Here is a 24,565-nt window from a genome sequence, read left to right on the forward strand (position 1 = left end):
CAATAAACAATGAATAACGTGGGAAATTTCACCCACGTTAATGAGATGGTTCACATTTAAAGCTAAATTCCCTTAATTGTCTATCTTTCTCAACAAAGAATCTATGCCAAGTGAATGAATCGAGATGCTTTTTTATTAAAAATCAATAGGTACTCGACGTGCTAGCGCACATAATAATTCGTAACCGATTGTACCCGCCGACTGTGCCACATCATCAACAGGTAAGTTCTCGCCCCACAACTCTACTTGAGAGCCAATAGCCGCTTCAGGACAGTCACTAATATCGATCGTTAGCATATCCATAGAAACAGCACCTAACAACGCACAACGCTGTCCATGACACCAAACTGGCGTTCTAGTTGGCGCATGACGAGGATAGCCATCAGCATAACCACAAGCGACCGTCGCGATACGCATCGGTTTTCCTGACGTAAACCTGCTACCGTAACCAATGGATTGACCTGCTTCAATATCATGGACTGCAATAATTTCAGATTGTAACGTCATCACCGCTTTTAAACCATATTCAGCAATATCGCCCCATTTGCCACTCGGAGACGCACCATACAGCACAATCCCAGCACGAACCCAATCATAATGAGTATTTTTATGCCATAAAACTGCACCCGAATTTGCAATGCAAGTCGGCAGTGATAACGGTGAAAATTGCTGGATTTTCGCTAACGGCACTTGTGTTCCTTCTACCAAATCTGAATTTGCAAAATGGCTCATTAGTGTCACATCAGCGACATTTTCCATTTGGTTCAGTTGAGACACAATATCCGCATACTCATCTACCGAAAAACCTAGGCGATTCATTCCACTATTGAGCTTAATATACACAGAAATAGGTTTGCTTAGTGGAGCTTGCTCAATGGCAGCTAACTGCCAGCGACTGTGTACGCTGGTTGTTAACTGATACTGGTCAATAACGGCCAAATCATCGGCTTGGAAGAAACCTTCCAATAATAAAATTGGTCCCTTCCACCCTTCATTTCGCAATAAAATGGCTTCATGGAGATCTAAAACGGCAAAACCATCAGAATCTTTTAGTCCACGCCAAATTCGTTTAATACCATGACCATAACCATCTGCTTTCATGACTGACCAGATCTTCGCTTGACCAATTTTCTGGCGGATCACTGCTAAATTATGTTCTAAATTATGTTGATGAATGACAGCACGAATTGGGCGTGGCATTGCGATTCCTTATTATTGATATTTTGCGTCGCTCAATTAACGCGCAGGCGATAAATGACCAGTACTGACTAATTTCGTATTAAAACCATCGGTATACCTAAATACCGATAAATCATCCGCCGCGATGTCTGGCGTATTCCCTGAAATTAAGTCAGCCAACAATTTGCCAGAGCCGCAAGCCATTGTCCAACCTAAGGTTCCATGTCCCGTATTCAAATATAAATTGCTAAATTCTGTCGGTCCGACAATAGGGGTGCCGTCTGGTGTCATTGGACGCAATCCTGTCCAAAATTGCGCTTGGCTAATATCGCCACCACCTTGGTAAAGGTCTTGCACCACCATTTTCAGGGTTTCACAACGTTTTTTCAGTACATCAAGATTAAAACCAACCACTTCCGCCATTCCCCCGACGCGAATACGCTGATCAAAGCGTGTCACTGCAATTTTGTAAGTTTCATCCAACACTGTAGAAACAGGGGCGCGTGATTCATCGATGATTGGCATCGTCAATGAGTAACCTTTCAGAGGGTAAACCGGAATTTTCACCAATTGCTGCAATATCTGTGTGGAATATGACCCCATGGCAACGACATATTGATCCGCCAGCAAAATCTCGCCGTCGACCTTAATGCCGCTAATGCGCTTACCATCCGTTAAAATTTGCTCCACATGACAACCAAAACGGAATGTTACCCCGGCTTGCTCCGCCATTTTTGCCAGTTTTTTAGTAAATTGCTGGCAATCCCCCGTTTCATCGTTTGGTAAGCGTAGCCCCCCTGTCAGCTTATGTTTTACAAAAGCCAATGCAGGCTCAGCCGTAATGAGCTGTTCTGAGGTCAGTAATTCGTATGGCACACCTTCTTGCTGTAAAACCGCAATATCATTGGCTGCATTATCAAACTGTTTTGCGGTTCTAAACAACTGTAACGTACCGCCTTGGCGACCTTCATAGCTAATACCAGTATCTGCTCTAAGTTGGCGTATACAATCACGACTATATTCTGCGATTCGAACCATACGGCTTTTGTTCATGGTGTAGTGCTGCATGTCGCAGTTTTTCAGCATTTGCCACATCCAACGCAATTGGAACAGGCTACCGTCGGGTTTGATCGCTAAAGGAGCATGTTTTTCAAACATCCATTTTACGGCTTTAAGAGGTATCCCCGGCGCACCCCAAGGGGTTGCATATCCTGGAGAAATTTGTCCAGCATTTCCTGCACTGGTTTCTTCAGCCACATCAAGCTGTCTATCAATGACGCAAACTTCATGCCCTTCTTGTGCTAGATACCACGCAGTGGTAACACCAATAACGCCAGCACCTAAAACGAGAACTTTCATAGAACCCCTCAAGAGAACAAAATGGAATTACTGTTAGCATAATATTCTAGTTTTTATTTTCCAATACAGTTGATTAACATTTTTAACAAAAAAGACAATAAAGCTGATTAAGCGCCTTTTAAATTTGCAATGCAGCTTATTATTTCAGGTTAAAAATCCTCGAAAAAATATATCCAATTGAATTGGATGCAATTAATTTAAAGACCACTTCAAAAAAAAAATAAAATTCAATATTTTGTGCTTTAATTTGAGTGCAATATATTATGTGCCAATTTAATTAACTTCATGGTCACTTCACTTAATACTGAAAAGTTATAATTCTCTAGGTTATTCAACTGAAATATCTGTAGTGATTGATATTCCTATCCAACATAAATTCAAAAAGTTAATTAAAGGGGGTAGCAACATGATGAGAAAGATCTTTTCTGTAGGACGATTAATGGGGATAGGTGCTATTTTGTTTTTATTCGCTCATATGAGTTTTGCAGGAGTGCTTTGTGACCCTGTAGGAAAAATACGTATTGAGATAGATGGAGACAATGTCTGTTTTAGCACAACCCGCATACCTGAATGTCCAATTTATGCATTACCAGCAACCACAAGTAGATTAAAAGTAGGTTTCCACTGTCTAATAAATGATGACTCTATAAATTTGTCAGATGATAATTTTATAGATAGGGTGGTTAAAGAATTATCAAACAAAGAAATCGATTATTACAACATCGTTACGATAGATGACTCCTGCACTTGCTTACTAAATTAATATTTGGAATATGACTAATAGCAATAAAAAAGCCAGCGCTAAGCACTGGCTCTTATCGGAAAAGAAGTAATGAATTAAATATTATTTGCGAGATCAGATGGCATATTACTTTGCATATTGTGCCAGATTACCCCGCTATCTTTACCATAGTTTCTGACGCAATCCATAATACGGTCATAAGCTTGCTCGCGACATAAATTGCTTAGCTGTTGATAAAAGCTTAACGCTAAACGACGCGCTTCAGGGTTAGAGAAATAATAACGCCCAACACGGGTGTATAACCCTCGTAATCCATTAATAATTAAGCCGTAGATTGGGTTGCCTGATGCAAATGCCAGACCACGGAAAATATTGTAATCCAAATCGCTAAATGCATCCGAATTGTCTTCAACCTTATCTTTACCCGATAACACTTCTAATGAGGCTTCCGGATCATTACGAAATGCTGTACGAATAAAAATAGCAGCGATATTAGTACGTACTGCCAATAAGTTATCAATTAGCTGAGGCACGCGGTCGTGATCAAGCTTTGCCAGCGTTTCCAGAATATTTAATCCTGACGTTTCCCAGTAGTTATTGACCTTGGTTGGCTTACCATGTTGAATAGTTAACCACCCGTCACGGGCTAAACGCTGTAAAACTTCACGTAATGTCGTACGGGTTACGCCGATTAATTCAGATAGCTCACGCTCCGCGGGTAAGATAGATCCTGGAGGAAAACGATTGTTCCAAATACTCTCAATAATATACTCTTCCGCAAAACCTGCCGGACTTTGAGCTTTAATAACCATATTTTTATTATTCCAAACATTTTTAGACGGACTACGCGAAAGCATACCAGATTGTCACAATCTGAGATAGTTAGCTTTCCAATAAACCGTAGGTGAATCGTAAAAACCCCATATAATTAATGGATTATCTATTAGCAAATAAGCTTAAATTCTATAAAAGATAAGAGTAGTATGTAACGCGCTGTCACACAACACCAGTTAAAGAGGATTAAAAATCATAATGGATTTTAGTTTAAGAAGAGCATTCTTGAAGAATTTTTTGGGAAATTCTCCAGATTGGTACAAACTTGCTATCATTTTGTTCTTAATAATAAACCCAATTGTTTTCTACTTTGTTAACCCGTTTATCGCCGGTTGGTTACTCGTCATTGAATTTATTTTCACCTTGGCGATGGCACTAAAATGCTACCCATTACAACCTGGTGGTCTATTAGCCATTGAAGCTGTGCTAATTGGTATGACTTCTCCTGCACAGATTTCTCATGAAATCAGTAATAACCTTGAAGTAGTTCTGTTACTGATCTTTATGGTAGCTGGCATCTACTTTATGAAGCAACTTCTGTTATTTGTGTTTACGAAGCTGTTAATAAACGTCCGTTCTAAACGAATTTTAGCGTTGTCATTTTGCTTAGCAAGTGCGTTTTTATCCGCTTTTTTAGATGCTTTAACCGTCATTGCTGTGGTCATTAGCGTTTCTATTGGTTTCTACTCTATTTACCATCAATATGCATCTAGCCAACCTAGCAATACGGATCTACAAAATGATTCCTTCATTGATACGGTTGAGAAAAAGCAAACGCTGGAACAGTTCCGTGCGTTCTTACGTAGCCTAATGATGCATGCGGGTATCGGTACTGCCCTTGGCGGCGTAATGACCATGGTGGGTGAACCACAAAACTTGATCATCGCAAAACATGTTGAGTGGGATTTTATTACCTTCTATCTGCGGATGGCGCCTGTCACTATCCCCGTTTTCTTATGTGGGCTGGTAATCTGCTTCCTCGTTGAGAAGTTCAAAGTATTTGGGTACGGGGCTGAATTGCCCGATACCGTCCGCCAAGTATTAACCGAACACGATAAAAAAATGAGCGCTAAACGCAGTAAAAAAGAGCAAGCACAGCTTATCGTTCAAGGTCTTATCGGTATTTGGCTAATTCTCGCGCTGGCATTTCACCTTGCCGAAGTGGGTCTGATTGGTCTGTCCGTAATCATTCTTGCCACGACATTCTGTGGGATCACTGAGGAACACGCACTCGGGAAAGCCTTTGAAGAAGCCTTGCCGTTTACTGCCCTACTGACGGTATTTTTCAGCGTTGTCGCCGTGATCATTGATCAGCAGCTATTTACGCCATTTATTCAGTATGTACTGCAATCCTCTGAATCATCGCAACTGTCCCTATTCTATCTGTTTAACGGGTTGCTCTCTGCGGTATCAGATAACGTGTTTGTCGGTACCGTGTATATTACTGAAGCATTGAAAGCCGCTAACGCAGGCTTAATTTCAGCCGAGCAATATCAGCACTTAGCGGTCGCCATTAACACCGGAACAAACTTACCGTCGGTTGCAACGCCAAATGGACAAGCCGCCTTCTTGTTCCTGTTAACCTCAGCACTGTCTCCGCTGATTCGTCTGTCTTACGGTCGAATGGTGTGGATGGCATTACCATTTACGGTTGTAATGACAATCGTCGGTCTGTTAGGTGTTGAGCTATGGCTTATCCCATTAACTGATTGGATGGAAAGCTTAGGGTTAATTTCTATTCCACGTTGATCAATATTGATTGTTCAGATTCTGGATTTAAAGCCGCATATTTATGCGGCTGAGGTTGATGACAAAGAGGGATAAAAGCGTGGTTTTTCCCTCTTTGTGTTATCAGGCGAAAATCAATAAATTGATTTTCCTCGTTAATATTACAACCCAAAAGAGCCACTTCCAAACCTGATGGGCTTGGAAATGGTCTGAGCCGCATATTTATGCGGCTTTTTTTGTAATAAAACGTAAAAACTAAGCTAATCTTATTCTAATCTGATTTTGCTGCTTTTTTTATCACCCAGATAGAGGCAAAATAAGCCGATTATTGATGAAGGGAATTTATTATGTTCAGATTTTTTAATTACTGTTCTCAAGGACGGTCAGCCTGGCTACTTATGGCATTCACTGCTTTTATGCTTGAATGTGCCGCTCTGTATTTCCAACATATTATGAAACTGCAACCTTGTGTAATGTGTATCTATGAACGCGTTGCATTGATGGGAATTATTGCGGCCGGTTTAATCGGAGCGATTGCACCGAAAAGCACCGTCGTTAAAGTGATTGCGATTGTGGTTTGGCTGTATGCGGGTTGGCGTGGATTAGACCTTTCATGGGAACATACCATGCTGCAACTATACCCATCTCCGTTTGCATCGTGTGATTTCTTTGTTAATTTCCCAGACTGGTTACCACTTCAAGAATGGGTACCTTCTGTGTTTGAAGCGACAGGTGATTGTGCGGTTAGACAGTGGGCATTCTTAGGGTTAGACATGCCGCAGTGGTTAGTCGGTATTTTTGCAGCTTACATCTTAGTTGGCATCATCGTTGCGATCAGCCTCTTCTTCCCAAGCAAAAAATAGCCTTTCTTTTTCGCCCATCAACTGTGCTTGATGGGCGATTCAAATCATTAGCTCACAAAAATACTTAGATACACGCCCCGCTACGGATTGCCGAAACGGCACAACGACGCCCATTTGCAAATTGGCAAACTGGGGTCTTTTCACCATTGAGTTCTAAATTCAGTGAAGGCAGCCCACCAGCAGAAGTACATGCCTCTTGAGCACCGGGACCTAAATTCACCACTTGCTGAGCATATTGAGAACCGGACGTTTCTGCTCTTGTCATTTTACTGTTATCAGGGCTACTGCACGCTGAAAGTAAAATGGATAATACGGTAGCTGAACCCATTGCCACGACTGTTTTTAACAGCGCCTGACCTTTCCTTTTCATTCTCTTTCTCCGATAGTATCAGCGCTGTTTTGAGTCCCACTATGTTTTGAATCTCATTAATGGGTACCACTTTTAGAAAACAGGTTGATGACTAATACACCAATGATAATTAATAGCATACCAATAATTGCGGGTAAATCGAGTTTTTGGTTATAAATATAGATAGCCGCCACAGAAACCAACACAATTCCCAATCCTGACCAAATAGCATACGCAATCCCCAGTGGCATCACCTTCACGACTTGGGAAAGCCCCCAGAAAGAGACTGCATAACCAATAATAACCACTAAAGAGGGCCAAAAACGGCTAAAACCATCTGATGCTTTTAATGTTGTAGTCGCAATCACTTCCGCAATAATGGACATTAATAAGAAGCTCAATCCTTTCATCGTTCACCTTTCTCTCTTTTTTAGCCTAAAATTTGGCAGAAATTTAACACACAAAAAAGCACCGCACTAACCTTTAATTAGTACAGTGCCAAATGAATAAATCTAGCTTAATAATTAGCAGCAGTTGACTGTTTTTCTGCAAAAGCTGAGCGATAGCGGGTATAGATAAACACACACCAAGCAAGTGCTAAAAGGCTGATAATTGCCCCCACATACCCAATATTGGTCATTCCCATATGGGTAATCACTTGGTTCCCTAATAATGCCCCAGCACCAATTCCAATATTAAATAACCCAGAGAAAATCGACATCGCGACATCGGTCGCATCTGGCGCTAAATCCAATACTTTTACTTGGATCCCAAGGCTAATACACATGATCGCCATACCCCAGAATATACAGGTACCAATCAGCGTCCAAACATCGCCACTTAGTGGCATAAATAACACTAAACAAAGCGTCAGTAAGGTCATCGATACAGGTAAGAATGAGAGCGTAAAGCGGCTACTGTAGCGGCTAAACAAGACGCTACCAAAAATACCAGCCCCACCAAAAATTAATAATAACAGTGTGGCAAAATTTTGGCTCTGTAAGGCAATATCACGTACAAACGGTTCAATATAGCTATACGCAGTAAAATGAGCCGTAATGACGACGGTGATTAACACAAAGACACCCATCAATGCGGGACGTTTAAACAGAACCGGTAGGCTTTTTAATGAACCGGAATGTTCGCTCGGTAAACGTGGTAAAAAGCGTAATAACGCAATCAGGGTTAATAACGCAAGTACGCCGATACACAAAAATGTTACTCGCCAGCCCATCCATTGCCCAATCACTCGCCCTAACGGTAATCCCAACACGGTTGCCAGTGCCGTTCCCGTTGCGAGCAAGCCCAATGCTTGCGCTTTTTTACCCGCAGGCGCGACGCGGATCGCCAATGATGCGGTAATCGACCAGAAAACTGCGTGAGATAATGCGATACCAATACGTGCGATAATCAGCACTTCAAAATTCCACGCAATCCCACATAGAATATGGCTGAGAATAAAGACAACAAACAAAATTCCCAGTAATTTTCGCCGCTCAAATTTCCCCGTCATCAGCATTAATGGCAGAGACATCACCGCGACAACCCACGCATAAATGGTGATCATCAGCCCCGTATGGGCAACGGTCATATCAAAACTTTCAGCAATATCACTCAGTAATGCGACGGGAACAAATTCGGTGGTATTAAAGACAAAAGCCGCAACGGAAAGCGCCAATACACGGATCCATGCAGTGCTTCGAGAAACCTGGGACATGGTTTACGACATCCTGTTGATGATAATTAAGGTAAAGAACAACCTTTAGTACATTTTTGTGAATAATATCACATTCTCCATTCATCTTTAAAGGATTGAAAATTATCATGTTCACACTATTTTTTCATAGAGAAACAGTTATACCCCTTTAATTTTCATGTCAGTTTGAAAAGCGACAGAATCATTTCTTCTATGCTACAATCTGCAAATTACTTTTTATTCTTACAGGAATTCCTAAATGAAAACCCATTTTCCAACTGAGCCAGACGTAAACGCATTAGCAGACGAAGTAACTTGTTTAAAAAATCTTGTTACTCATATGCTTAAAGCTATCGGTCAGGCTGATGCGGGTAAAATTCTGATCAAAATGCAACGCGAAGTCGCTTCGATGGAAGATGAGAAGCAAGCTGAGACTTACAAAAACATTTTAGAACAAATCAAGACAGGTTATCGCCAATAAGAGCTTTAGCGATAAATGCGATTCTAAGCGCTAACTCAAAACAGCGAACTAAAGTGCACAAAAACCTAAGTTTCGTTCACTAGGATCCTTTATCTTTGATCTCGAATTAAACCATTCTTTATTCATTTAGCTCCCCCTTCAGATCCCTATGAAGGGGGCTTTTTTTTGCCTCTAATTTACTGTTTTATAAATGGATTTATAAGACGACATCCACATCTCATCCACGATGTAACCCACCTTTAGTTTTAGCCCCTCATTATTGGAGGGGTTTTCTCTTTATCTGTTCAAGTGTTATATAATAAGAATTTAACAATAATCATTCAGGAAAAATAAAAAATGGCAAAGGCAAAACCAGTCTGTTTTGGAGACTATCAATTTCGAACTCAAAATGCAGCAAAAGAAGCTATTAGAGAAAAGTTAACTCGTTACCAATTTGGCGATCGGCTTAATGAGGAAGATGAGACTTTTTTCTCCGAACTATTTCAATTGCACTCTGAATACGAAGAAAAAATTGGGTGTGGTATTGAATACATTAAGGTAGAAAAAGACTTCCACAATAACAAATATCTTCATATATACAGAGTTGACACTTCAGATGTTGATATTAGTTGGGTTCACTGTATTCAGCCTGCATCTAAAAAATCTATTGTATCTTATGCATTTAGGCGTGCAGTGAAAGCAGCAGTGATAGAATTTAAAAGAAATGCTCTAAAAGAAGCACCAACCTGTCCTATATTAAATACCCCATTAAATTTTGATAATAGCCATGTAGCATATATAACTCCTACATTTGACGAATTGCTTTTAAAATTTTTAGAAGAATCAGGACAATCTATTGACTCTATAATGCTAAAAGATCCAAATACTGAGGATAGAGATCAAAGAGGAGTTATTAACGACCTTAATTTAAAAGAACAATGGATTCAATATCATAAACTCAATGCCCAGTTAACGCTCTTAAGTGCTAAAGCAAACTTAAGAAGAAGATAGTTATTATAAACCTCATATTGTATATCTATTATTTTAAAATCATTTTCCCAAAAAACGCCCGATTATTTTCGAGCGTTTTTTCAAAAAAATATTACATTACTAACACTTGTGTATGATATTCCTTTCTTCAATCAATTTAGGTCTAACAATAAATCGTGAAATAGATTCGTGGCTGATGAATGTTGCACTGCAATTAACATTCTGGCACTGGTTGTGGTTTTCTTTGGTTTCGTTAGTGATATAACGTGAAGTACGAATACGGGCTAGCTCGCCGCAAAGAGGACATTTCATCATGATTCGGTTACCTTTTTCATGATGTTGATATTACGTATATTGTACTGACACTTTATACAGTAGTCATTACTTTTTCTTTATTTTTCATTCACTCATTTCAAGACTTGATACTTTGACTTCCAGCTCAAGCGAGGATGTATACCCACTGTCATTTAATGAATGAGAAACCCGCGTTAATATCCACTCCGCGCCGTCAATTTCAGGCTTAAACCCTTGTACTTTAACCGGCATTTCGGGGTAAATATCTGCTCGCCCCTTTGCAAGTTGAATAGAAAATGAAGCAACCCCACGTTGCATTTTTTCCCATGCAGCCTTTGCTGCCCGTTCCGCATTGCCCTTGTTCGCGTACGTGTGTGAAAGCGTTAACGTGTTACCCTCTTCACCGACAAGATAATCCCCTTGAGGCTCATCCACTTTGGTTTTAGTCGGATCTTTCTTTTTAGTCTTACGCTTGCGCTTTACGTTAACTTCATCTTTTTGTTTTGGCTTGCGGGTATTTAGCCAACTTGCGACTACGCCGGTGTATGCCCCTCGGTCCGCCAACGAAAACCGGTAGCTATCACCTATTTCGCGCGTTAGCAGCAAAGGAGGGATCGACTTTCCGCTTGCGGTTTTACCACTCCCCTGCGGCATAAATAGCAGTTGTCCATTTTTAATGGTAGCGATAGCGCCCTCTTGCTTACCCAACCTTGCCAAAAAAGAACCGTCTGACTCATTGGTTTGGTCAATGTGTTTAAGCTGGATTTTCGCTAACTGGCTCTCAATAACTGGCTCTACATTGTTACGCTGAGCAATCGTTTTGATAATATCGCCGAGGGTTTTGTCGTGGTAAGACATTTCACGCTTCACATTGAGCGTAGATCTAAAATCCGCACTGCGACCACGAATAGCAATTTTATCCGGCGCCCCACTGTATTCAATTTCATCAACCGTGAATTTTCCTTTAAAAATTAACGGCTCATTTTTCCAGCCCAGATGAATGGATAATTCTTCACCTCGTTTAGGTAGCATCATTTTTCCGTCGGCATCATCGATTTCAATATCAAGTTGGTCGGCTTCAAATCCGCGATTATCCGTTATGCTTAGTGAGATCAATCGCCCTTGTAATCGTTCGTTGATATTCACCGTACCGGCTGTAATGACATATTGTGGTATCGACTCAAAGCCAGTTAGAAAAAAATCATTCACCCTAGCATTCCCCCAATCCCATTGCTGACCGCATCCGTGACAGAGTTTAACTGCTCATTAAGATTACCGAACATCTCAGAGAGTGACTCATCTACTCGTTTTATTGTTAGCGTAAATTCAATTTTTCTGGCTGCGCTATCTTCAAAGAAGTCGCTTTTATTCTCACTTAGGCTTTCAATGACATACATCCCGTAAATAGTGCCATCACCACCAATAAACGACCACGCTTTACCCGTCTCTGCCATAGCCTGCAAGGCTAACAGCGAAAACTTGCCGCCGGTTAATTCAGGGTACAACGTACCTGACAAAGTAATCGGATCATTAGATGGTCCTAAAAACTGGTAACTTGGTCGTTTACCGATACGATTGTGATAACCAAAACGGAATTGATGTTCTCGCTGCATCCCTTGAAATGGGGTTGTTCTCAATTCAAAAACAAACAACCCTAACGCTGCCATTGCCATAATTAATACTCCTCACTGTCACGGTATTGGCTACGCTGCGCCGCCTTTTGCTTCCTGTAATACGCTTCAATTTGTCGCGCAACCTCTTGCCCGATATCCTGTGCCGACTGATGCGGTTGCGGATAAATATTAATGATTGGCGCTGGAATAGGCTGACTGGATGGTGCCGAGGATTTAGCCCCTGCATTAACCGCATACGGGTGGATAGGCTTTGCACTCACCGGCTCGGCTAATGAACCTAGCGTCATTGCCGCCGCCATTGCCATGGCTGCCGTATTTCGTCTGCTGGTCACACAAGCAGGACCCTCGACAATTTCCGCCCCCCGTTCACCGACTATGCCAAATTGACCACGAGGAATAACGCCGCCACTGTCGAACATACCCGCACTTTTCATCCCCGCCTGTAAGACGGTCACTTGATTCATTGCGCGTAAATTTTTAGTTTCATCCGACAGCATCCAATCAGGTAAGAGATCGGTTGCCATTTTTTTAATTTCAGCGAATTGGGCTTTCAATGATTCCCACTTTTCCAGAATCCCGTTTTTAAGGCTATCGATGATCTGCCCGCCGATTTGCTGGAAATATGCCGGTAGATTAGTGACATCATTAATGATTTCATTCCATTTATCTGAAATGGTCTTTTTAATAAGCGTCCACATATTCGACGTCACAGATACAATGCTATCCCAGTGCTTGTAAATTAATCCCGCCGTTGTCCAGTTTAAGATGAAATATTTCACCCACTCCCAAAATTGTGAAAAAGTTTGCTTCACTGCATCCCAAACTTGCGCCGAGTAAGCTGTAATCTGATCCCAGTTCTTAGCAATAGGACCAACTATTGTCCAGTTCATCAAAAATGATTTAATCCAATCCCACGCAGCCGAAAAAATACGACAAACTCCATCCCATAATTTTTTAACGTAAGGAACAATGTCATCCCAATATTTGTAAATAAGGTATGCAGCTCCCGCAATCGCCGTAATAATTAAGATAATCGGGTTCGCTAATAAGGCTTTCCCCAGCATCATAAATGCCGCCCCCACTAACTTAATCGGCTTGATTAACAATGATAAGAAGCCACTGCCTTTAATGCCCAATACCGACAAGCTAAACTTCGCCATCGCGAGTGGTCCAATCATTGCCGCAATCATTAACGAAATACCACCACCCACGGCGAGCAAGCCACCTAGCCCCAAAGTGATCATAGTGATTTGTTTGACTAACTCAGGGTTTTTCTTTGCCCATTCACCAAATTGACCAATTAACCCCGTGACTTGCTGCGCAATGCTTCTTAATGGGCTGTCTGCGCCACCAAACACCTGAATGCCGACATCTTCATACGCGGATGTTAAGTTTTTCAAATCACCGTCAAGGTTATCGGTCATGGTTTTAGCCACTTTTTCGGCTTCACCTTTTGCAGCTTTGATTTCTGCAATCATGGATTGCAGTTGCCCTGAACCCGCTTGATCGGCAAGGACGGATAACGCTGAGAACGCCTCCTCTCCCGCAATATGTTTGAACAGCCCCGCGCGTTGTGCGGTACCCATTTTCTTGGTTTTTTTATCCAATTCCTCAAGAATGGCGGGAAACTCGCGTAAATTCCCTTTTGCATCACGGGTTTTGATACCCAACTTTGTGAGTGCTTCAGCGGCTTGTTTTGGCGGCTCAGCCAAACGCCCCAGAATAGATCGTAAACTGGTACCCGCCATTGAGCCTTGAATACCCGCATCACCCAACTTACCGGCTGCAACGGCTGCCGTTTCTAAATCAACCCCTAACCCTGACGCCACCGGTGCAACATATTTCATGGTATCGCCGAGCATGTTTAAGTTAACGTTTGAGCGTGTAAACGTAGCGACTAGCGTGTCACTCACGCGGTTCATTTCACCAGAATCAAGTTTAAAGCCGGTTAAAATGTTAGAGCCGATATCTGCTGTCGTCGCCAAATCAATATCACCGGCTAACGACATTGACAGCGTACCTTTCATGGCATTTTTAATTTGCTCTGGCTTAAACCCTGCCATGGCATAGAACGCTTGCCCTTGTGCCACTTCATTGGCAGTAAATGCCGTGGTCGCACCCAAGTCACGCGCTTGGGTTCTAAGCATCTTATAATCAGCCGAATCTTTATCTAAGCGTGTTAATGCCTGCACTTTTGACATGCCGATTTCAAAGTCATAGCCGGGTGCCAGCACTTTTTTAGCGGCATACCCCATACCAATACCGGTGGCGGTCATTGCCGCCCCCGAACCGGCAATTTTATTTCGCGTGTCCATTGCAGATTGATAGCTATTTCTGGCGCTCGCCATGCGCCGCTCTTGCTCAGCACTGCGCTTTAATTGCTGCTCTTGCCGCTGTAATTGCTGAGTTGTCCTAGCAATGTCGCTGTTTAATCGCCGCTGCGCCTGCCCGAGTTGATTCGTTGAAATACCACTCGCTTGCAGCTCGCTCCGCTGCCTCTGGACAGATTGCTGTAATTCGCCATATTTATTTTTTAATTGTGAGGCTTCTCGCTGCGCTTTTCTTAACGCATCGGCTTGCTTTCGAGTGGGGTTTTCTGTTGCGCTCAGCTCACGGGCTAACGCTGATGCGCGTTGCGTTGCGGTCTGGTAAGCCTGCTGAGTTTCATTGAGTTGTTGTTTGACTTTGCGAAACCCTTCAATTTGTCCAGCCTGTTGGTTGAGGGTTTTTAATGCATCACGAGACTGGCGGATAGCTCCCGCCAGTTTTTTGTTGGACTCTTGCGCGCTACGAAATGGCTTTGTCAATTTATCGACAGCATTTAGCACGACTTGTAAACGTAGGTTTTTACTCATCACCGTGTCCGCTTCGTTTGTAAGCGCGATAACGCCATTCTAATAATTCGATGAGACTCATTTCGGCGGTTGCCGACGGTTGCCAATGAAAAATGGTCGCAATATCTGCGACCAAATCATCAACGGTTAATCGTTCTGGTAGTCCGTGCGCATCGAGTTCGGCAGCAAAAAATTAACCACCTCAATCGAAAGCAGCACCAGATCAGCGGGATTCATCGCCATGATTTCAGGCTTAGTCAGCGAGGGGGAAGTGATACGCGGCAACACTTCTGACATAGACAATACATCCATATCCATCAGCGCTTGCAAACGCACACCACGTAATGCACCGGTGTTCGGCTTACGTATGACGACTTCGGTAAGTTCTGCTTCACCGCGTTTAATGGGTTCATCCAGTTTTACAGTGGCTTGATTTTTCTTCATTTCAACAGTCATTTTATTTTCCATTACAGCCCAATAGCCGCGCGTTGTTCAGCAAGACGATCAACACCGTCCACAATTTCAACCATGTTGATGATGTCAATTTCGATAATCGACTCACCACCCCAAATCAATTTGTAATACGTCGATTTAAAGCTGAATTTAACTTGAGTGTTATCACCCTGCTTTGCCGTTCCGGCATCAATTTCAGAAAGAAAACCACGCAATTCAACCTCACACGCTGTCACTTCGCCGGTATCTTCTCGCTGGTAAGCACCGGCAAAACGTAACGTCACTCCATCAATTTCAGTGATACCCCACTGTTTATAGATTTGCGCTTCCATCCCGCCTAGCGTGATTTCGCTATCGAGAGCGCCATCATCTAACCCCATGCGGATATTAACGGCGCCATTCATTCCGCCGCCGCGATAGGTTTCTAACTTTCGAGTGATTTTCGGTAATGTCATTTCTTCGACAATGCCGACCCAATTTTGCCCCTCATTAAAGAGGTTCATACTTTTTAATTTACGTGGTAAAGCCATGATTACCCCTTAATCTTTGATGAGAAGTCCATCAAATATTTGTCAGTGATACGCTGACGTAATGTGATGTTTTCCGCAGGTGGCACCGGTGTGTAGTCATAATCAATCACTAACTTACCGTCTTTTAATTCATCCTTATCATTGGCATCAGGATCAAACCAACACTCGCCACCTAAGAGATAACCATTGTTAGTTAATGAACGCAGTTTCGCATTAATACCTGAAATGATGAATTTCACCAGTGTTGGTGTCATTGGCTTATCGACTGCCCACATGTGCGCTTCTGCCATCGTGTCAGCAATGATTTGTGCGGTTCGCGTGTAGTTCTCGAATGCAAATAGCGGATCATCGGAACACGTGCGAGAACCCCAAAAGCGAAAACCATCCTCACGGATCAGCGTGGTAATATCGTTTTCGTTGAGTAAGCCGGCATCAGTTGCAGGGTTTTGCAAATCCCATGAAATATCGGCTGAAATACCTGTCACGCCGTTAACACCCACGTTAGACAGCGTTTTATGCCAACCAATTTCCTGATCTATTTTTGCACGTAACCCTAATGCGCGCGCCGTGGCAAAGGCGATAGACTCAGTATTAGCAACCTTATCCCACGATAAATAATCAGGGTGAATGACCATTAGTTCGCGCTGATTAAAGTTTTTGCGGTAGTCCAATACCTCCGACACCGTTTTACAGCCGTAGGCACTGACATAAGCAAAGGCGCGCAGCTCTTGGGCAACCGCCGCTAACTTGGTCGCAACTGCCTGCGTATCATGACCCGGCACACCAAGAATACGAGGCTTTACACCGGTATGGTTTTTAGCAGTAAGTAATGCCTGTAAACCCGTTTTTTGTCCGGTATCGGTTGTGCCACCAATAATATTTGATGTGGTCTCGGCTTCACTTTCCCCTTGCGCTACGCGCACAACGACAGTAATCGGTGACGTTTGGTCTCCAATGGCTTCAAGTGCATGGGAAAACGTTCCGGTTTTACCGGCTTTGCCTAATGCACTTTTGATATTGGTAATAAGCACCGGCTTATTAAGTGGAAATGCCATTGCATCAGCATCATCAGCGGTACACACCATGCCGACAATTGCGGTGCTAATAGTTCGAATAGGGCGTGTTCCGTCGTTGACTTCAACAACGCGCACGCCGTGATGGTAATCTTGTGCCATAAAAGAAGCTCCTTTTTGTGGTAGCTTCTATGGTGTTATTGATATTTCGCGTTGTCGTGTGATGGGTGTTGTATCGCGGAGTTGTACAACAAAGGGGCGCTAGCCCCCTGTGTATTGTTATTCTGGTCTTTTAGGAAACTTAACGTCTGGCAAAAGGGAAGTATCGATTCGATTGAGTTGAACGCGGTATACCTTCCATGCTTTTAATTTTTTAGTTTCTTCATCAGTTGCAATATCTAAGTCAACTGCATCTTGAAGCGGTTCAATAATATTGCTGGCTTCTGCTAAGAGAGTTTTTTTCTGCATTTCATTCTGTAATAGCTTAGTTTCATTTGATGTTTGATACACATATAACTCACCATTCTTTACTCTGTGCATATTAGTATCAATCTCAGTTTTAGATTCAACTTCTAGAATGTAAGCTCCCTCCGGATAAAGCATTGAAACATCATGATGCATTGAAACGATAATCCCATCATCATCATAAAGAATCTTAAGTGTTTCATGACTAAAACTATCCTGCTGTTTATACCAATCGCCATTAATATTCTGTAAATAAACAACGTTAGGGTAATGATCTTCATTAGGAATATACCGCTCAAACTTTTTAGTTAGTGACATTTACCCACACTCCATTAACCATAATTTGTAGACTCGCGATTTTTAATCGATCACACCATACGTCTCCCGGTCCACCGTTTTTATTTCTCATTCCAACAATAAATTGATCTGTTGAAAATGAGGACCAACCGCTAATTCCCATTCCTACTTCTGTAGGTGCCGAGACCCTAAATACTTTATTATTAACTGATGCCAATATTTTGTTATCAATCTCTGATTTGGTATAAGTCCCCACATCACCCGCTGTCAGTGAGATATCTGTGCTTAGCGGCTTATTGTTCACTTTTCGCGTACTAGGCACTCGACCATTCGCATTATTATTGGCATTAGTTGCCGCAGTATTGGCAGCATTGGCTGTTGCCTGTGCATCTGTACCGGCTTTTTTCGCATCAGCAACTTTGGTGTCCGTTTCTGCCTTGGTGTAAGCGCCAACATCACCCGCTGCTAGTGAGATATCTGCACTTAGCGGCTTATTGTTCACTTTTCGCGTACTAGGCACTCGACCATTCGCATTATTATTGGCATTAGTTGCCGCAGTATTAGCAGCATTGGCTGTTACCTGTGCATCTGTACCCGCTTTTTTCGCATCAGCAACTTTGGTGTCGGTTTCTGCCTTGGTGTATGCCCCAACATCACCCGCCCCCAGAGTGATATCAACATTTAATTGTTTGTTATTAACTTTACGAGTGATAGGAACAGCGTCAACATCACTGGCTGTTAACGAACAAATACGCTTGTCTAAAACTTCAATAGCATCATCAACATACTTACGGGTTGCTAATACCACTGTCGGATCAATTTTAAGCGTGACAGATTCGGTATGGCTGACAATGAGAACCACTCGAATTGTTTGAGTACGCCCCGACCCTTCAATCAATAACGGCTTATAAGTTTCTGGGCAGTTGGCAATAGCAACTAAAGCCCCTGACTTATCAAACAGTCCAATTTCACGTATCCACCAACCGCCCTCATTCTCAGGAATAACCTGTTCTGCAATGATTTGATTCGGGTTTAATGGGTCAATGAACAGAGTGTTAATCGCAGCTTTACGACGTTCATTAATGAGTTTCGTTTGCTTGGTGTCCGGTGCCGGCAATGAGCCGCCACCATCACCGACGGACATGTGCGTTAATTCAATCTTTGTGCCGAGAGCTGTCGCCTCTGCGAGCACCTTTTCACCGTATGTGGTGAGTAATGCATAATATTTCATTGGAGAGTAACCCTCATTTCATCAATAACATGAACTGCTGCGCCAGTGGAAATAACACAACCAACACTGATCACATCCGGCGTGTATGGATAAACCGTCAGCTCATCCCCGCCATAACTCGTCGCAGCACAAAAAATATTGCCTTTGGTTTCAAGTTGGATGGTTAGCCCGACGAGGTGCCGGCTGGCTGGTTTTGCATCGAAAATAAGCGCTTCTAGCTCTCGATACATTTCTTCGGTAATACCGGTTTCTAATACACCAATATCAAGACGAAACGTGCCGGCGGTTTCGTTGGTTTTCCACCATTCAATCACGCGGATTAAATAGCCTAAAGGTTCAACTACTCGGCGCAGTGCCCCGATTGTGCCCTTGTGTTTGTGAATAAACATCGCCGCTTTGATGGCGTCGCGTTTAGCTTTTTCTGTCCAGTTTTTATCCCATCGGTCAACACTAAATGCCCATGCCAGATACGGCAGTAAATGCACTGGACATTTATCAGGGTTCCATAATTCACGAATAGGAATAGGCACCCGCTCTATTTGAGCCAACGCATTGGCGGCGGCGAGTTCTAATGCGGATGAGCCAGTCGGGAGTAATCGATCACTCATCAGAACCACCCAATGACACATTAATACCGGTGCAAAAGCTGGCTTGGGTTTTATCTAACTGAATATCAGCGAGTGGCTTTTTTAGCTCAACACGCTGGACGCCCTGCACATGCAATGCCGCATAAATCGCACTCAGCACAATGTCGCGCCCTAACCGGTGTTGCTGTGTTGTGTAACGCGCTAGCTGTTCTTCTGCCGCCGCAGTAATAGGCTCGTATTCAGGTGAGGGATAACAGTAAATAACGGCTTCGATGTCATAGTTAATAATTGTGGCAGATTGCACCGTCACACGGTCAGCCACAGGGCGCACATCTTCATCGTTTAAAGCCAGCTCTACTTTGTCAATTAAATCAGCCGGCGCGGTACCGTTCCCCTCTCGCGATAAAACCGTTACTGTCACGCAGGCGGGGGATGGGCTGATCACCGAGGCATCTGCCACCCGACCATCCGCACTGCGCGCATGATGTTCATAACTACCAACTGGACCCGCGACACTCAGCCCCTCAAACGCACTGGGAATACGTAATCTTAAATCAGCATCAGATTCATACACTGGCGGGATCGGAGGTACCGCATTAGCATCCCCCTCAGATAACATCAGCCGCTTAACATTATTATTCGCCGCAAGCTGATCTAAATCTGCTCCCACAGCAAAAGCGACCATGCTCGCTCGCGCGGCTTCATTAATACGCTGGCGTAATAAAAGCTCACGATAACAATTCTCTTGCAATAACTTGGTTAATGGCTCGGATTCAAGCGCCAACGTTCTGGCTATTGCAGGGCGTAATTCACTGGGCATCGCATCAATCAGGGCGTTTTTACGCTCCGTAAAAATCAATTCAAACGCCAAACTTTCAACCACATCCGGTGGCGGGAGTAAGCTTAAATCAATGGTCGCCATGGTCACCTCACAGGAACAGAGAAACTAAACGCTTGTTCAGTTCCCGAAAAAACACCGCTCAACTCAATCACAATGCTGGCTGGCATCGGTGTAGAAATAGTTAATTGCTGAATCTCGATGCGAGGCTCCCACATCAACAACGCCGTGTAACATGCCGCCATCAACCGCAGCCTTAAGGCTTTATTGTCGGGTTGGTCTATCAACCTAAACAACAATGAGCCATAGGAACGCCGAGCAATGCGGCTCCCAATTGGAGTGACTAAAATATCGCGAACAGATTGGCGAACATGGTCAATGTCGGTAACGCTTTGACCGGTGGCAGCACTTAAACCGAGAAATCTCATTGTGGATCTCCCGTTGTCTCACCACCTGAACGCACACCGCCATGCTGGTGCTTATGCAATGTAATACCATTGGATTTAATCGCGCCGCCGGTGTGAGTAAAGTTGCCTTTCATTTCACCGCCCTCCGTCACATTTAATGTGGCGCACGTTAAGTTATTCGAACAAATCACCGTTGGCGTGGTGAGCTTTATTTGCTTACTCGCATTCACAATGACTACTTGGGTTTTCGCATTGATTTGTTCGCTAGCCTCAATCGTTGCCGTCTTAATCCCTGAGGCTTTTAGCGCGCCGGTTGCAGGTTCATATTCAATGACGGCGCCATCGGGGTAAATCACATGATTGGCAGTCAATGAATCGGTCGGCTCACTGTATTCATCAGAAAAAAGCCCTACCAATACAATGCCCGTAGTCAACTCGCCACCTATCGACAAGATCACCACTTGCTCACCCACTGAGGGCGCCCATATTTGGCGAGCACTCCCCGCACGTTGAGTCACCCACGGCAACCAATCAGTTTGTAAATTCCCAGTTTGTACCCGACACCCACGACGAATATCGACATCAATAATGACACCGGTGCGGATCATGTTTCGGATGATGCGGAGCAGATCCGCGTTATTGGCATTTGCATTCATGGTAATAGCCTGCCAGACAAAATGACGGGAATGCATGGTATCGGTGTTGTAATGCCGTGAATTACAACATCATGAGGCAAAATGATTAATGATCAGGTTTTCAATGTGGCGAATGTCATCAACAGTAAAACCCAACAATTGACGCACAGGATATTGAATATCAAGGTTACGCAGCTTTTCTTTCAAACCGTATTGATGAATAGCGGCAATCGCAGCCGCAGAGGGAGCAAAGAAAATAGCAGCTTCATTGTCGCTTGCAAATGTTCGCATATAGCGTGCCGTTGCTAACTTTTTAAACATCCGCGCTTGCTTACTTTTCCCTTTGATTTTAACTCGGTCTTTTTTTATCGAGATAAATCGCTGAATATCCCCTTTTCTAAATGAACGCAGCGCCCCTTTGTCCACGTCAAATCCGGTAATGGTTTGCCTGCCTTGGCGCCAGTTTTTAAGATTACGCTGTTGATCTCGCCAGATAAAACGCATCTCGCGCTGAACGGTAATAAACTGGGCTTTTCGCTGAGTGAATGGGCTACCATCAGGGTTTTTCTGCTCTCGAATACGTTTGATTTGTCGCTTACGTAAATCACGCACCAAAACCCGAGAGAGTTTTTTTCTCTCTGTTGTGGAAGCTCTTGCCAAAAGCCCCGCAATTTCACTGTTTAACTCAGTCAGTGCATCATCCATACAATGAATCCCAACCATGGATTGGATCGACTGGCTCATTGACAGCTTCAACGTGATACTTGCCCTCTTTCATCGCAACAATCACACGCTCTGTCAGTTTTAAATCAATGCTGATATTGGCACTTTGGCTATTGAGAATATCTGCTTCAAAACGAATGCCCGTAGCCCGTTTATCAGGATTCGCGAGAATATCTGGCTGATGTTCTTTGAGCCATTCCAGTACTACTGCAAAAATAATATTTTGGTCATCAGGGAATGCCTCAATAATAATATTCAAGCTGTAGTTGTACTCGTAAGATAGCGAGGGTTCATAGGTGGCAATAATGCTGCCATCATCGACAAACAAATATAACTTTTCGGGGTTATCTTTCAGGTAAGGGATTTTTTGGCAAAGCCGGTCTTTAATGCTGCTGAGTTTTTTCATTCTGACGCGCGTCCTCCGCCTGCTCTATCGCCATTAATTGAGTATTCGCCTGTTCGATATCAGTCAGTAACGCATCCACCCATACGGGTAAATCACAATAGGTTAGCGCCTTTCCGGTAGTGATGGCGGGATCGGCTGGGTCAGCGTTTTGGGTATCGGTACGCATTGCGATTCCACGTAATCGATACGTGTTGTTGAGCAGCCGGTCAGCAATACCGCGAGGCACAGGCAGATCACAGGTGGGGTCTTTTTGAATAATCGCTTTATATTCAATTTTTCTTTCCTCTGATGCAGCTCGTTGACGTAATCCGTTTGAAGATGCACTTGATGCTATTTGATTAAGGCGCTGAAATTGAAATGATTTATCAACAATCATTTTATTTTGCAGCGCAATGGTATGCGTTTTCTGCTCGTTGTCCGCTTCCAGCCGCTTACGTAAAGCATCACTTTTATCTAAAGCCAAAGTGAGACAGCCAATAATCACTATGCTGACAACAGCTAATATAAGCGGCGTTTTACTCATAATAAGCTGTACGCTTTCTCAAACATGGCGTCATCGTATGGCTGTTGACCATTCTCAACCTGCACGATTGCCTTAGCCATTTTGAATGCCGTATTCTTATCATAGACATCAAGACAGTCACGACGATTAAAACCCGTTTCTTTACAGACACGATTAATATATCCCTCTGTATTATTACGGTCTTTTGCTGGCGCCCAACGTTCTATAATTTCTTCTACGGTATCAATTTTCCCGCAACCAACCCCCTGCTTTCCTTGATACGTTGAATACGTTCGTAGCAGCTTTAAAAGCGCTCTGATTCCGTACTCTGGTTTCATAAATCGACAATGCCGCGGCTCAATGTTAGGATCAAACGGCAATTCTCCTTGCCATTTATTTCGTGGATTGTAATCGATATTACCAGGGTTATTATTTCGAATTCCGCGTGACATTTATTTATCTCCCAATCGCTTATTAATCATTCGGTGTGCAATCTCACGAATTTTTTCCACACCTAAAAAACCAATCGCACCGCCAATCATGCCGGATGCGCCATTCGGAATACCAAGAAACTCAGCGCCACCAATAATTGCCCATGACAACGCTCCGCATAACAGGCATTCAGCCCATTTATTTTTTCGCGTGTCACCGTCATAAATTAGGCAGGCATAACGAATAAAAATTGCCAATGCTACACCTGACAATTGCGGTAATGCGTTTTTAACTGTCTCGAAAATTTCTGCAAAGTGTTCTTTCATCGTTTTCATACCATCCCCCTATTGAGGGTGTTGTTAATCCCAAAGTTGGATCATGGCTTTTTTGGGCTGCTCGGTAATATCGGGTAATTCAACTGTCATCCCGTGCGTTAATATTGGTCCCACATCAGCAAGGTTTGGGTTAAGTTCTAACGTTTTTTCAACCACACCGGCTGTCTGACCTAGTACCCGAAAACACAGGGCATCCAATGTTTCGCCTTGCAACGCCATCACTTTCATATCAATTCAACAATATTGTGTGATTCACCCTTGATGCGCTGAATTGCCCACTGCACATCACGCCATAATTCATCAATCGTGGTACCTAAACCCTCGGCTTTTTTCTCACCACTGTTTGTGGTGTCTACATCGCGGTAACGTTCAGTCAAATTGGCTTTCGTTTGGCTGTAAACGGCGCGACGATAAAGCAACACCAATTCACTCTCTGTATTCACAAATTCAGCCGGAATTTTATCCATTGACGCATAGCCTTTTTCAATCTGGCTTTGTCGCCAAGCGGATAACTCCCGATTAATTTCAATGATGGCGGTAGTGATGGCATGTTTGAGGCGTTCCGGCGTCAGTTTCCCGTCTGTCAGCATGGATTTTTGATAATCCAGTGCGTGGATATCCGGAAAGAAATCGCCACTGTGAAAGACTTCATCAGTGATGTTCTGTGATTGTGAGGAAGTAAAATCCATACAATGCCTCTAAATAGGTGGGCGGTGGACAAAGGAAGTTAAATCACATTATTCCTTTGT

The 24,565-nt window shown here is 43.2% G+C and carries 32 protein-coding genes; 5 read left to right on the forward strand and 27 right to left on the reverse strand.

Annotation, left to right across the window (positions count from 1 at the left end; genetic code table 11):
- Nucleotides 1-135: 135 nt before the first annotated feature.
- Both alr and ACIH2S_RS10120 read right to left on the reverse strand, forming a co-directional pair.
- The gene (gene alr, locus ACIH2S_RS10115) at nucleotides 136-1,200 is read right to left on the reverse strand and encodes an alanine racemase (RefSeq protein WP_430247352.1); all 1,065 of its coding nucleotides are present in this window, start codon (nucleotides 1,198-1,200) and stop codon (nucleotides 136-138) included.
- Between the two features lie 36 nt (nucleotides 1,201-1,236).
- Nucleotides 1,237-2,538, reverse strand: coding sequence for a D-amino acid dehydrogenase (locus tag ACIH2S_RS10120; RefSeq protein WP_108478063.1), 1,302 nt, complete (start codon nucleotides 2,536-2,538; stop codon nucleotides 1,237-1,239).
- Between the two features lie 406 nt (nucleotides 2,539-2,944).
- On the opposite strand from ACIH2S_RS10120, the gene ACIH2S_RS10125 reads away from it, so the two are divergent.
- Complete coding sequence (locus ACIH2S_RS10125) at nucleotides 2,945-3,301, forward strand: hypothetical protein (RefSeq protein WP_154637564.1); 357 nt, start codon at nucleotides 2,945-2,947, stop codon at nucleotides 3,299-3,301.
- A 74-nt stretch (nucleotides 3,302-3,375) separates the two neighbouring features.
- Here the strand turns inward: ACIH2S_RS10125 and fadR are convergent, their stop codons facing one another.
- Nucleotides 3,376-4,092 (reverse strand): fatty acid metabolism transcriptional regulator FadR, encoded by a 717-nt coding sequence (gene fadR, locus ACIH2S_RS10130; RefSeq protein ID WP_036956460.1) that lies wholly within the window; start codon nucleotides 4,090-4,092, stop codon nucleotides 3,376-3,378.
- Between the two features lie 220 nt (nucleotides 4,093-4,312).
- Between fadR and nhaB the strand changes: the two genes are divergently transcribed.
- On the forward strand, nucleotides 4,313-5,863 hold the full coding sequence (nhaB, locus tag ACIH2S_RS10135) for a sodium/proton antiporter NhaB (RefSeq protein ID WP_108478061.1): 1,551 nt from the start codon (nucleotides 4,313-4,315) through the stop codon (nucleotides 5,861-5,863).
- Between the two features lie 377 nt (nucleotides 5,864-6,240).
- On the forward strand, nucleotides 6,241-6,705 hold the full coding sequence (gene dsbB, locus ACIH2S_RS10140; RefSeq protein WP_230082526.1) for a disulfide bond formation protein DsbB: 465 nt from the start codon (nucleotides 6,241-6,243) through the stop codon (nucleotides 6,703-6,705).
- A gap of 64 nt (nucleotides 6,706-6,769) precedes the next feature.
- Here dsbB and ACIH2S_RS10145 read toward each other — a convergent pair whose 3' ends face one another.
- The 3 genes from ACIH2S_RS10145 to ACIH2S_RS10155 all read right to left on the reverse strand — a co-directional run bounded on the left by ACIH2S_RS10145 (nucleotide 6,770) and on the right by ACIH2S_RS10155 (nucleotide 8,771).
- Nucleotides 6,770-7,075 (reverse strand): DUF333 domain-containing protein, encoded by a 306-nt coding sequence (locus ACIH2S_RS10145; RefSeq protein ID WP_036954891.1) that lies wholly within the window; start codon nucleotides 7,073-7,075, stop codon nucleotides 6,770-6,772.
- 56 nt (nucleotides 7,076-7,131) lie between these two features.
- A complete protein-coding gene (locus ACIH2S_RS10150) occupies nucleotides 7,132-7,464 on the reverse strand; it encodes a DMT family transporter (RefSeq protein WP_108478060.1) in 333 nt (110 codons plus the stop codon).
- Between the two features lie 107 nt (nucleotides 7,465-7,571).
- On the reverse strand, nucleotides 7,572-8,771 hold the full coding sequence (locus ACIH2S_RS10155) for a sugar transporter (RefSeq protein ID WP_036954884.1): 1,200 nt from the start codon (nucleotides 8,769-8,771) through the stop codon (nucleotides 7,572-7,574).
- A 238-nt stretch (nucleotides 8,772-9,009) separates the two neighbouring features.
- Between ACIH2S_RS10155 and ACIH2S_RS10160 the strand changes: the two genes are divergently transcribed.
- Both ACIH2S_RS10160 and ACIH2S_RS10165 read left to right on the forward strand, forming a co-directional pair.
- Complete coding sequence (locus ACIH2S_RS10160) at nucleotides 9,010-9,231, forward strand: DUF2594 family protein (RefSeq protein WP_036954881.1); 222 nt, start codon at nucleotides 9,010-9,012, stop codon at nucleotides 9,229-9,231.
- Between the two features lie 336 nt (nucleotides 9,232-9,567).
- Nucleotides 9,568-10,221 (forward strand): DCL family protein, encoded by a 654-nt coding sequence (locus ACIH2S_RS10165; protein ID WP_265497585.1) that lies wholly within the window; start codon nucleotides 9,568-9,570, stop codon nucleotides 10,219-10,221.
- Between the two features lie 99 nt (nucleotides 10,222-10,320).
- On the opposite strand, the gene ACIH2S_RS10170 is transcribed toward ACIH2S_RS10165, so the two are convergent.
- The 21 genes from ACIH2S_RS10170 to ACIH2S_RS10270 all read right to left on the reverse strand — a co-directional run bounded on the left by ACIH2S_RS10170 (nucleotide 10,321) and on the right by ACIH2S_RS10270 (nucleotide 24,505).
- Nucleotides 10,321-10,515 carry an ogr/Delta-like zinc finger family protein gene (locus tag ACIH2S_RS10170; RefSeq protein WP_265497586.1) on the reverse strand — a complete coding sequence of 65 codons (195 nt, stop codon included), beginning with the start codon at nucleotides 10,513-10,515 and terminating at the stop codon, nucleotides 10,321-10,323.
- Between the two features lie 84 nt (nucleotides 10,516-10,599).
- Entirely contained in the window at nucleotides 10,600-11,703 is a 1,104-nt protein-coding gene (locus ACIH2S_RS10175; protein ID WP_265497587.1) for a phage late control D family protein, read from the reverse strand.
- Nucleotides 11,700-12,167, reverse strand: a complete 468-nt coding sequence (locus ACIH2S_RS10180) for a phage tail protein (protein WP_196712366.1) — start codon at nucleotides 12,165-12,167, stop codon at nucleotides 11,700-11,702. The genes ACIH2S_RS10175 and ACIH2S_RS10180 overlap by 4 nt, the downstream gene beginning before the upstream one ends.
- A 2-nt stretch (nucleotides 12,168-12,169) precedes the next feature.
- Nucleotides 12,170-14,983: a phage tail tape measure protein gene (locus tag ACIH2S_RS10185; protein ID WP_430247357.1), complete on the reverse strand. Its 2,814-nt coding sequence runs from the start codon at nucleotides 14,981-14,983 to the stop codon at nucleotides 12,170-12,172.
- Nucleotides 14,976-15,044 carry a GpE family phage tail protein gene (locus ACIH2S_RS10190; RefSeq protein WP_336297980.1) on the reverse strand — a complete coding sequence of 23 codons (69 nt, stop codon included), beginning with the start codon at nucleotides 15,042-15,044 and terminating at the stop codon, nucleotides 14,976-14,978. Before ACIH2S_RS10190 ends, ACIH2S_RS10185 begins: the two co-directional genes overlap by 8 nt.
- Before the next feature lie 65 nt (nucleotides 15,045-15,109).
- Complete coding sequence (locus tag ACIH2S_RS10195) at nucleotides 15,110-15,418, reverse strand: phage tail assembly protein (RefSeq protein WP_430247358.1); 309 nt, start codon at nucleotides 15,416-15,418, stop codon at nucleotides 15,110-15,112.
- 11 nt (nucleotides 15,419-15,429) lie between these two features.
- Nucleotides 15,430-15,945, reverse strand: a complete 516-nt coding sequence (locus ACIH2S_RS10200) for a phage major tail tube protein (RefSeq protein ID WP_154634690.1) — start codon at nucleotides 15,943-15,945, stop codon at nucleotides 15,430-15,432.
- Nucleotides 15,946-15,947: 2 nt separating this feature from the next.
- Nucleotides 15,948-17,120, reverse strand: a complete 1,173-nt coding sequence (locus ACIH2S_RS10205) for a phage tail sheath protein (RefSeq protein ID WP_196712369.1) — start codon at nucleotides 17,118-17,120, stop codon at nucleotides 15,948-15,950.
- A gap of 117 nt (nucleotides 17,121-17,237) precedes the next feature.
- Nucleotides 17,238-17,741: a tail fiber assembly protein gene (locus ACIH2S_RS10210; RefSeq protein WP_196712370.1), complete on the reverse strand. Its 504-nt coding sequence runs from the start codon at nucleotides 17,739-17,741 to the stop codon at nucleotides 17,238-17,240.
- A complete protein-coding gene (locus ACIH2S_RS10215; protein WP_430247360.1) occupies nucleotides 17,728-18,951 on the reverse strand; it encodes a phage tail protein in 1,224 nt (407 codons plus the stop codon). The genes ACIH2S_RS10210 and ACIH2S_RS10215 overlap by 14 nt, the downstream gene beginning before the upstream one ends.
- Nucleotides 18,948-19,559, reverse strand: a complete 612-nt coding sequence (locus tag ACIH2S_RS10220) for a phage tail protein I (RefSeq protein WP_265497591.1) — start codon at nucleotides 19,557-19,559, stop codon at nucleotides 18,948-18,950. Before ACIH2S_RS10220 ends, ACIH2S_RS10215 begins: the two co-directional genes overlap by 4 nt.
- Nucleotides 19,552-20,460, reverse strand: a complete 909-nt coding sequence (locus tag ACIH2S_RS10225; protein ID WP_196712373.1) for a baseplate assembly protein — start codon at nucleotides 20,458-20,460, stop codon at nucleotides 19,552-19,554. Before ACIH2S_RS10225 ends, ACIH2S_RS10220 begins: the two co-directional genes overlap by 8 nt.
- Nucleotides 20,461-20,462: 2 nt before the next feature.
- Nucleotides 20,463-20,804 (reverse strand): GPW/gp25 family protein, encoded by a 342-nt coding sequence (locus ACIH2S_RS10230; protein ID WP_196712374.1) that lies wholly within the window; start codon nucleotides 20,802-20,804, stop codon nucleotides 20,463-20,465.
- Nucleotides 20,801-21,439 (reverse strand): phage baseplate assembly protein V, encoded by a 639-nt coding sequence (locus ACIH2S_RS10235; protein WP_196712375.1) that lies wholly within the window; start codon nucleotides 21,437-21,439, stop codon nucleotides 20,801-20,803. The genes ACIH2S_RS10230 and ACIH2S_RS10235 overlap by 4 nt, the downstream gene beginning before the upstream one ends.
- A gap of 69 nt (nucleotides 21,440-21,508) precedes the next feature.
- Complete coding sequence (locus ACIH2S_RS10240) at nucleotides 21,509-22,162, reverse strand: phage virion morphogenesis protein (protein ID WP_430247363.1); 654 nt, start codon at nucleotides 22,160-22,162, stop codon at nucleotides 21,509-21,511.
- Nucleotides 22,116-22,547, reverse strand: a complete 432-nt coding sequence (locus ACIH2S_RS10245) for a phage tail protein (protein ID WP_154634699.1) — start codon at nucleotides 22,545-22,547, stop codon at nucleotides 22,116-22,118. Before ACIH2S_RS10245 ends, ACIH2S_RS10240 begins: the two co-directional genes overlap by 47 nt.
- Nucleotides 22,525-23,070 (reverse strand): DUF2570 domain-containing protein, encoded by a 546-nt coding sequence (locus ACIH2S_RS10250; protein ID WP_154634700.1) that lies wholly within the window; start codon nucleotides 23,068-23,070, stop codon nucleotides 22,525-22,527. Before ACIH2S_RS10250 ends, ACIH2S_RS10245 begins: the two co-directional genes overlap by 23 nt.
- Nucleotides 23,067-23,501 (reverse strand): structural protein, encoded by a 435-nt coding sequence (locus ACIH2S_RS10255; RefSeq protein ID WP_154634701.1) that lies wholly within the window; start codon nucleotides 23,499-23,501, stop codon nucleotides 23,067-23,069. Before ACIH2S_RS10255 ends, ACIH2S_RS10250 begins: the two co-directional genes overlap by 4 nt.
- Nucleotides 23,502-23,816, reverse strand: coding sequence for a phage holin, lambda family (locus tag ACIH2S_RS10260; protein WP_224057719.1), 315 nt, complete (start codon nucleotides 23,814-23,816; stop codon nucleotides 23,502-23,504).
- Nucleotides 23,817-23,840: 24 nt separating this feature from the next.
- Nucleotides 23,841-24,044 (reverse strand): tail protein X, encoded by a 204-nt coding sequence (locus ACIH2S_RS10265; protein WP_196712377.1) that lies wholly within the window; start codon nucleotides 24,042-24,044, stop codon nucleotides 23,841-23,843.
- Entirely contained in the window at nucleotides 24,041-24,505 is a 465-nt protein-coding gene (locus ACIH2S_RS10270) for a head completion/stabilization protein (RefSeq protein WP_265497593.1), read from the reverse strand. Before ACIH2S_RS10270 ends, ACIH2S_RS10265 begins: the two co-directional genes overlap by 4 nt.
- Nucleotides 24,506-24,565: the final 60 nt, after the last annotated feature.

This window comes from Providencia lanzhouensis, from assembly GCF_050469745.1.
In the GTDB taxonomy this organism is placed as follows: Bacteria; Pseudomonadota; Gammaproteobacteria; order Enterobacterales; family Enterobacteriaceae; genus Providencia; species Providencia lanzhouensis.

Bases quoted from the DNA above. Each gene is read 5' to 3' on its own strand.
- alr (WP_430247352.1), bottom strand. From the start codon at position 1,200: ATGCCACGCCCAATTCGTGCTGTCATTCATCAACATAATTTAGAACAT.
- ACIH2S_RS10120 (WP_108478063.1), bottom strand. From the start codon at position 2,538: ATGAAAGTTCTCGTTTTAGGTGCTGGCGTTATTGGTGTTACCACTGCG.
- ACIH2S_RS10125 (WP_154637564.1), top strand. From the start codon at position 2,945: ATGATGAGAAAGATCTTTTCTGTAGGACGATTAATGGGGATAGGTGCT.
- fadR (WP_036956460.1), bottom strand. From the start codon at position 4,092: ATGGTTATTAAAGCTCAAAGTCCGGCAGGTTTTGCGGAAGAGTATATT.
- nhaB (WP_108478061.1), top strand. From the start codon at position 4,313: ATGGATTTTAGTTTAAGAAGAGCATTCTTGAAGAATTTTTTGGGAAAT.
- dsbB (WP_230082526.1), top strand. From the start codon at position 6,241: ATGGCATTCACTGCTTTTATGCTTGAATGTGCCGCTCTGTATTTCCAA.
- ACIH2S_RS10145 (WP_036954891.1), bottom strand. From the start codon at position 7,075: ATGAAAAGGAAAGGTCAGGCGCTGTTAAAAACAGTCGTGGCAATGGGT.
- ACIH2S_RS10150 (WP_108478060.1), bottom strand. From the start codon at position 7,464: ATGAAAGGATTGAGCTTCTTATTAATGTCCATTATTGCGGAAGTGATT.
- ACIH2S_RS10155 (WP_036954884.1), bottom strand. From the start codon at position 8,771: ATGTCCCAGGTTTCTCGAAGCACTGCATGGATCCGTGTATTGGCGCTT.
- ACIH2S_RS10160 (WP_036954881.1), top strand. From the start codon at position 9,010: ATGAAAACCCATTTTCCAACTGAGCCAGACGTAAACGCATTAGCAGAC.
- ACIH2S_RS10165 (WP_265497585.1), top strand. From the start codon at position 9,568: ATGGCAAAGGCAAAACCAGTCTGTTTTGGAGACTATCAATTTCGAACT.
- ACIH2S_RS10170 (WP_265497586.1), bottom strand. From the start codon at position 10,515: ATGATGAAATGTCCTCTTTGCGGCGAGCTAGCCCGTATTCGTACTTCA.
- ACIH2S_RS10180 (WP_196712366.1), bottom strand. From the start codon at position 12,167: ATGGCAATGGCAGCGTTAGGGTTGTTTGTTTTTGAATTGAGAACAACC.
- ACIH2S_RS10185 (WP_430247357.1), bottom strand. From the start codon at position 14,983: ATGAGTAAAAACCTACGTTTACAAGTCGTGCTAAATGCTGTCGATAAA.
- ACIH2S_RS10195 (WP_430247358.1), bottom strand. From the start codon at position 15,418: ATGACTGTTGAAATGAAGAAAAATCAAGCCACTGTAAAACTGGATGAA.
- ACIH2S_RS10200 (WP_154634690.1), bottom strand. From the start codon at position 15,945: ATGGCTTTACCACGTAAATTAAAAAGTATGAACCTCTTTAATGAGGGG.
- ACIH2S_RS10205 (WP_196712369.1), bottom strand. From the start codon at position 17,120: ATGGCACAAGATTACCATCACGGCGTGCGCGTTGTTGAAGTCAACGAC.
- ACIH2S_RS10210 (WP_196712370.1), bottom strand. From the start codon at position 17,741: ATGTCACTAACTAAAAAGTTTGAGCGGTATATTCCTAATGAAGATCAT.
- ACIH2S_RS10215 (WP_430247360.1), bottom strand. From the start codon at position 18,951: ATGAAATATTATGCATTACTCACCACATACGGTGAAAAGGTGCTCGCA.
- ACIH2S_RS10220 (WP_265497591.1), bottom strand. From the start codon at position 19,559: ATGAGTGATCGATTACTCCCGACTGGCTCATCCGCATTAGAACTCGCC.
- ACIH2S_RS10225 (WP_196712373.1), bottom strand. From the start codon at position 20,460: ATGGCGACCATTGATTTAAGCTTACTCCCGCCACCGGATGTGGTTGAA.
- ACIH2S_RS10230 (WP_196712374.1), bottom strand. From the start codon at position 20,804: ATGAGATTTCTCGGTTTAAGTGCTGCCACCGGTCAAAGCGTTACCGAC.
- ACIH2S_RS10235 (WP_196712375.1), bottom strand. From the start codon at position 21,439: ATGAATGCAAATGCCAATAACGCGGATCTGCTCCGCATCATCCGAAAC.
- ACIH2S_RS10240 (WP_430247363.1), bottom strand. From the start codon at position 22,162: ATGAGCCAGTCGATCCAATCCATGGTTGGGATTCATTGTATGGATGAT.
- ACIH2S_RS10245 (WP_154634699.1), bottom strand. From the start codon at position 22,547: ATGAAAAAACTCAGCAGCATTAAAGACCGGCTTTGCCAAAAAATCCCT.
- ACIH2S_RS10250 (WP_154634700.1), bottom strand. From the start codon at position 23,070: ATGAGTAAAACGCCGCTTATATTAGCTGTTGTCAGCATAGTGATTATT.
- ACIH2S_RS10255 (WP_154634701.1), bottom strand. From the start codon at position 23,501: ATGTCACGCGGAATTCGAAATAATAACCCTGGTAATATCGATTACAAT.
- ACIH2S_RS10260 (WP_224057719.1), bottom strand. From the start codon at position 23,816: ATGAAAACGATGAAAGAACACTTTGCAGAAATTTTCGAGACAGTTAAA.
- ACIH2S_RS10265 (WP_196712377.1), bottom strand. From the start codon at position 24,044: ATGAAAGTGATGGCGTTGCAAGGCGAAACATTGGATGCCCTGTGTTTT.
- ACIH2S_RS10270 (WP_265497593.1), bottom strand. From the start codon at position 24,505: ATGGATTTTACTTCCTCACAATCACAGAACATCACTGATGAAGTCTTT.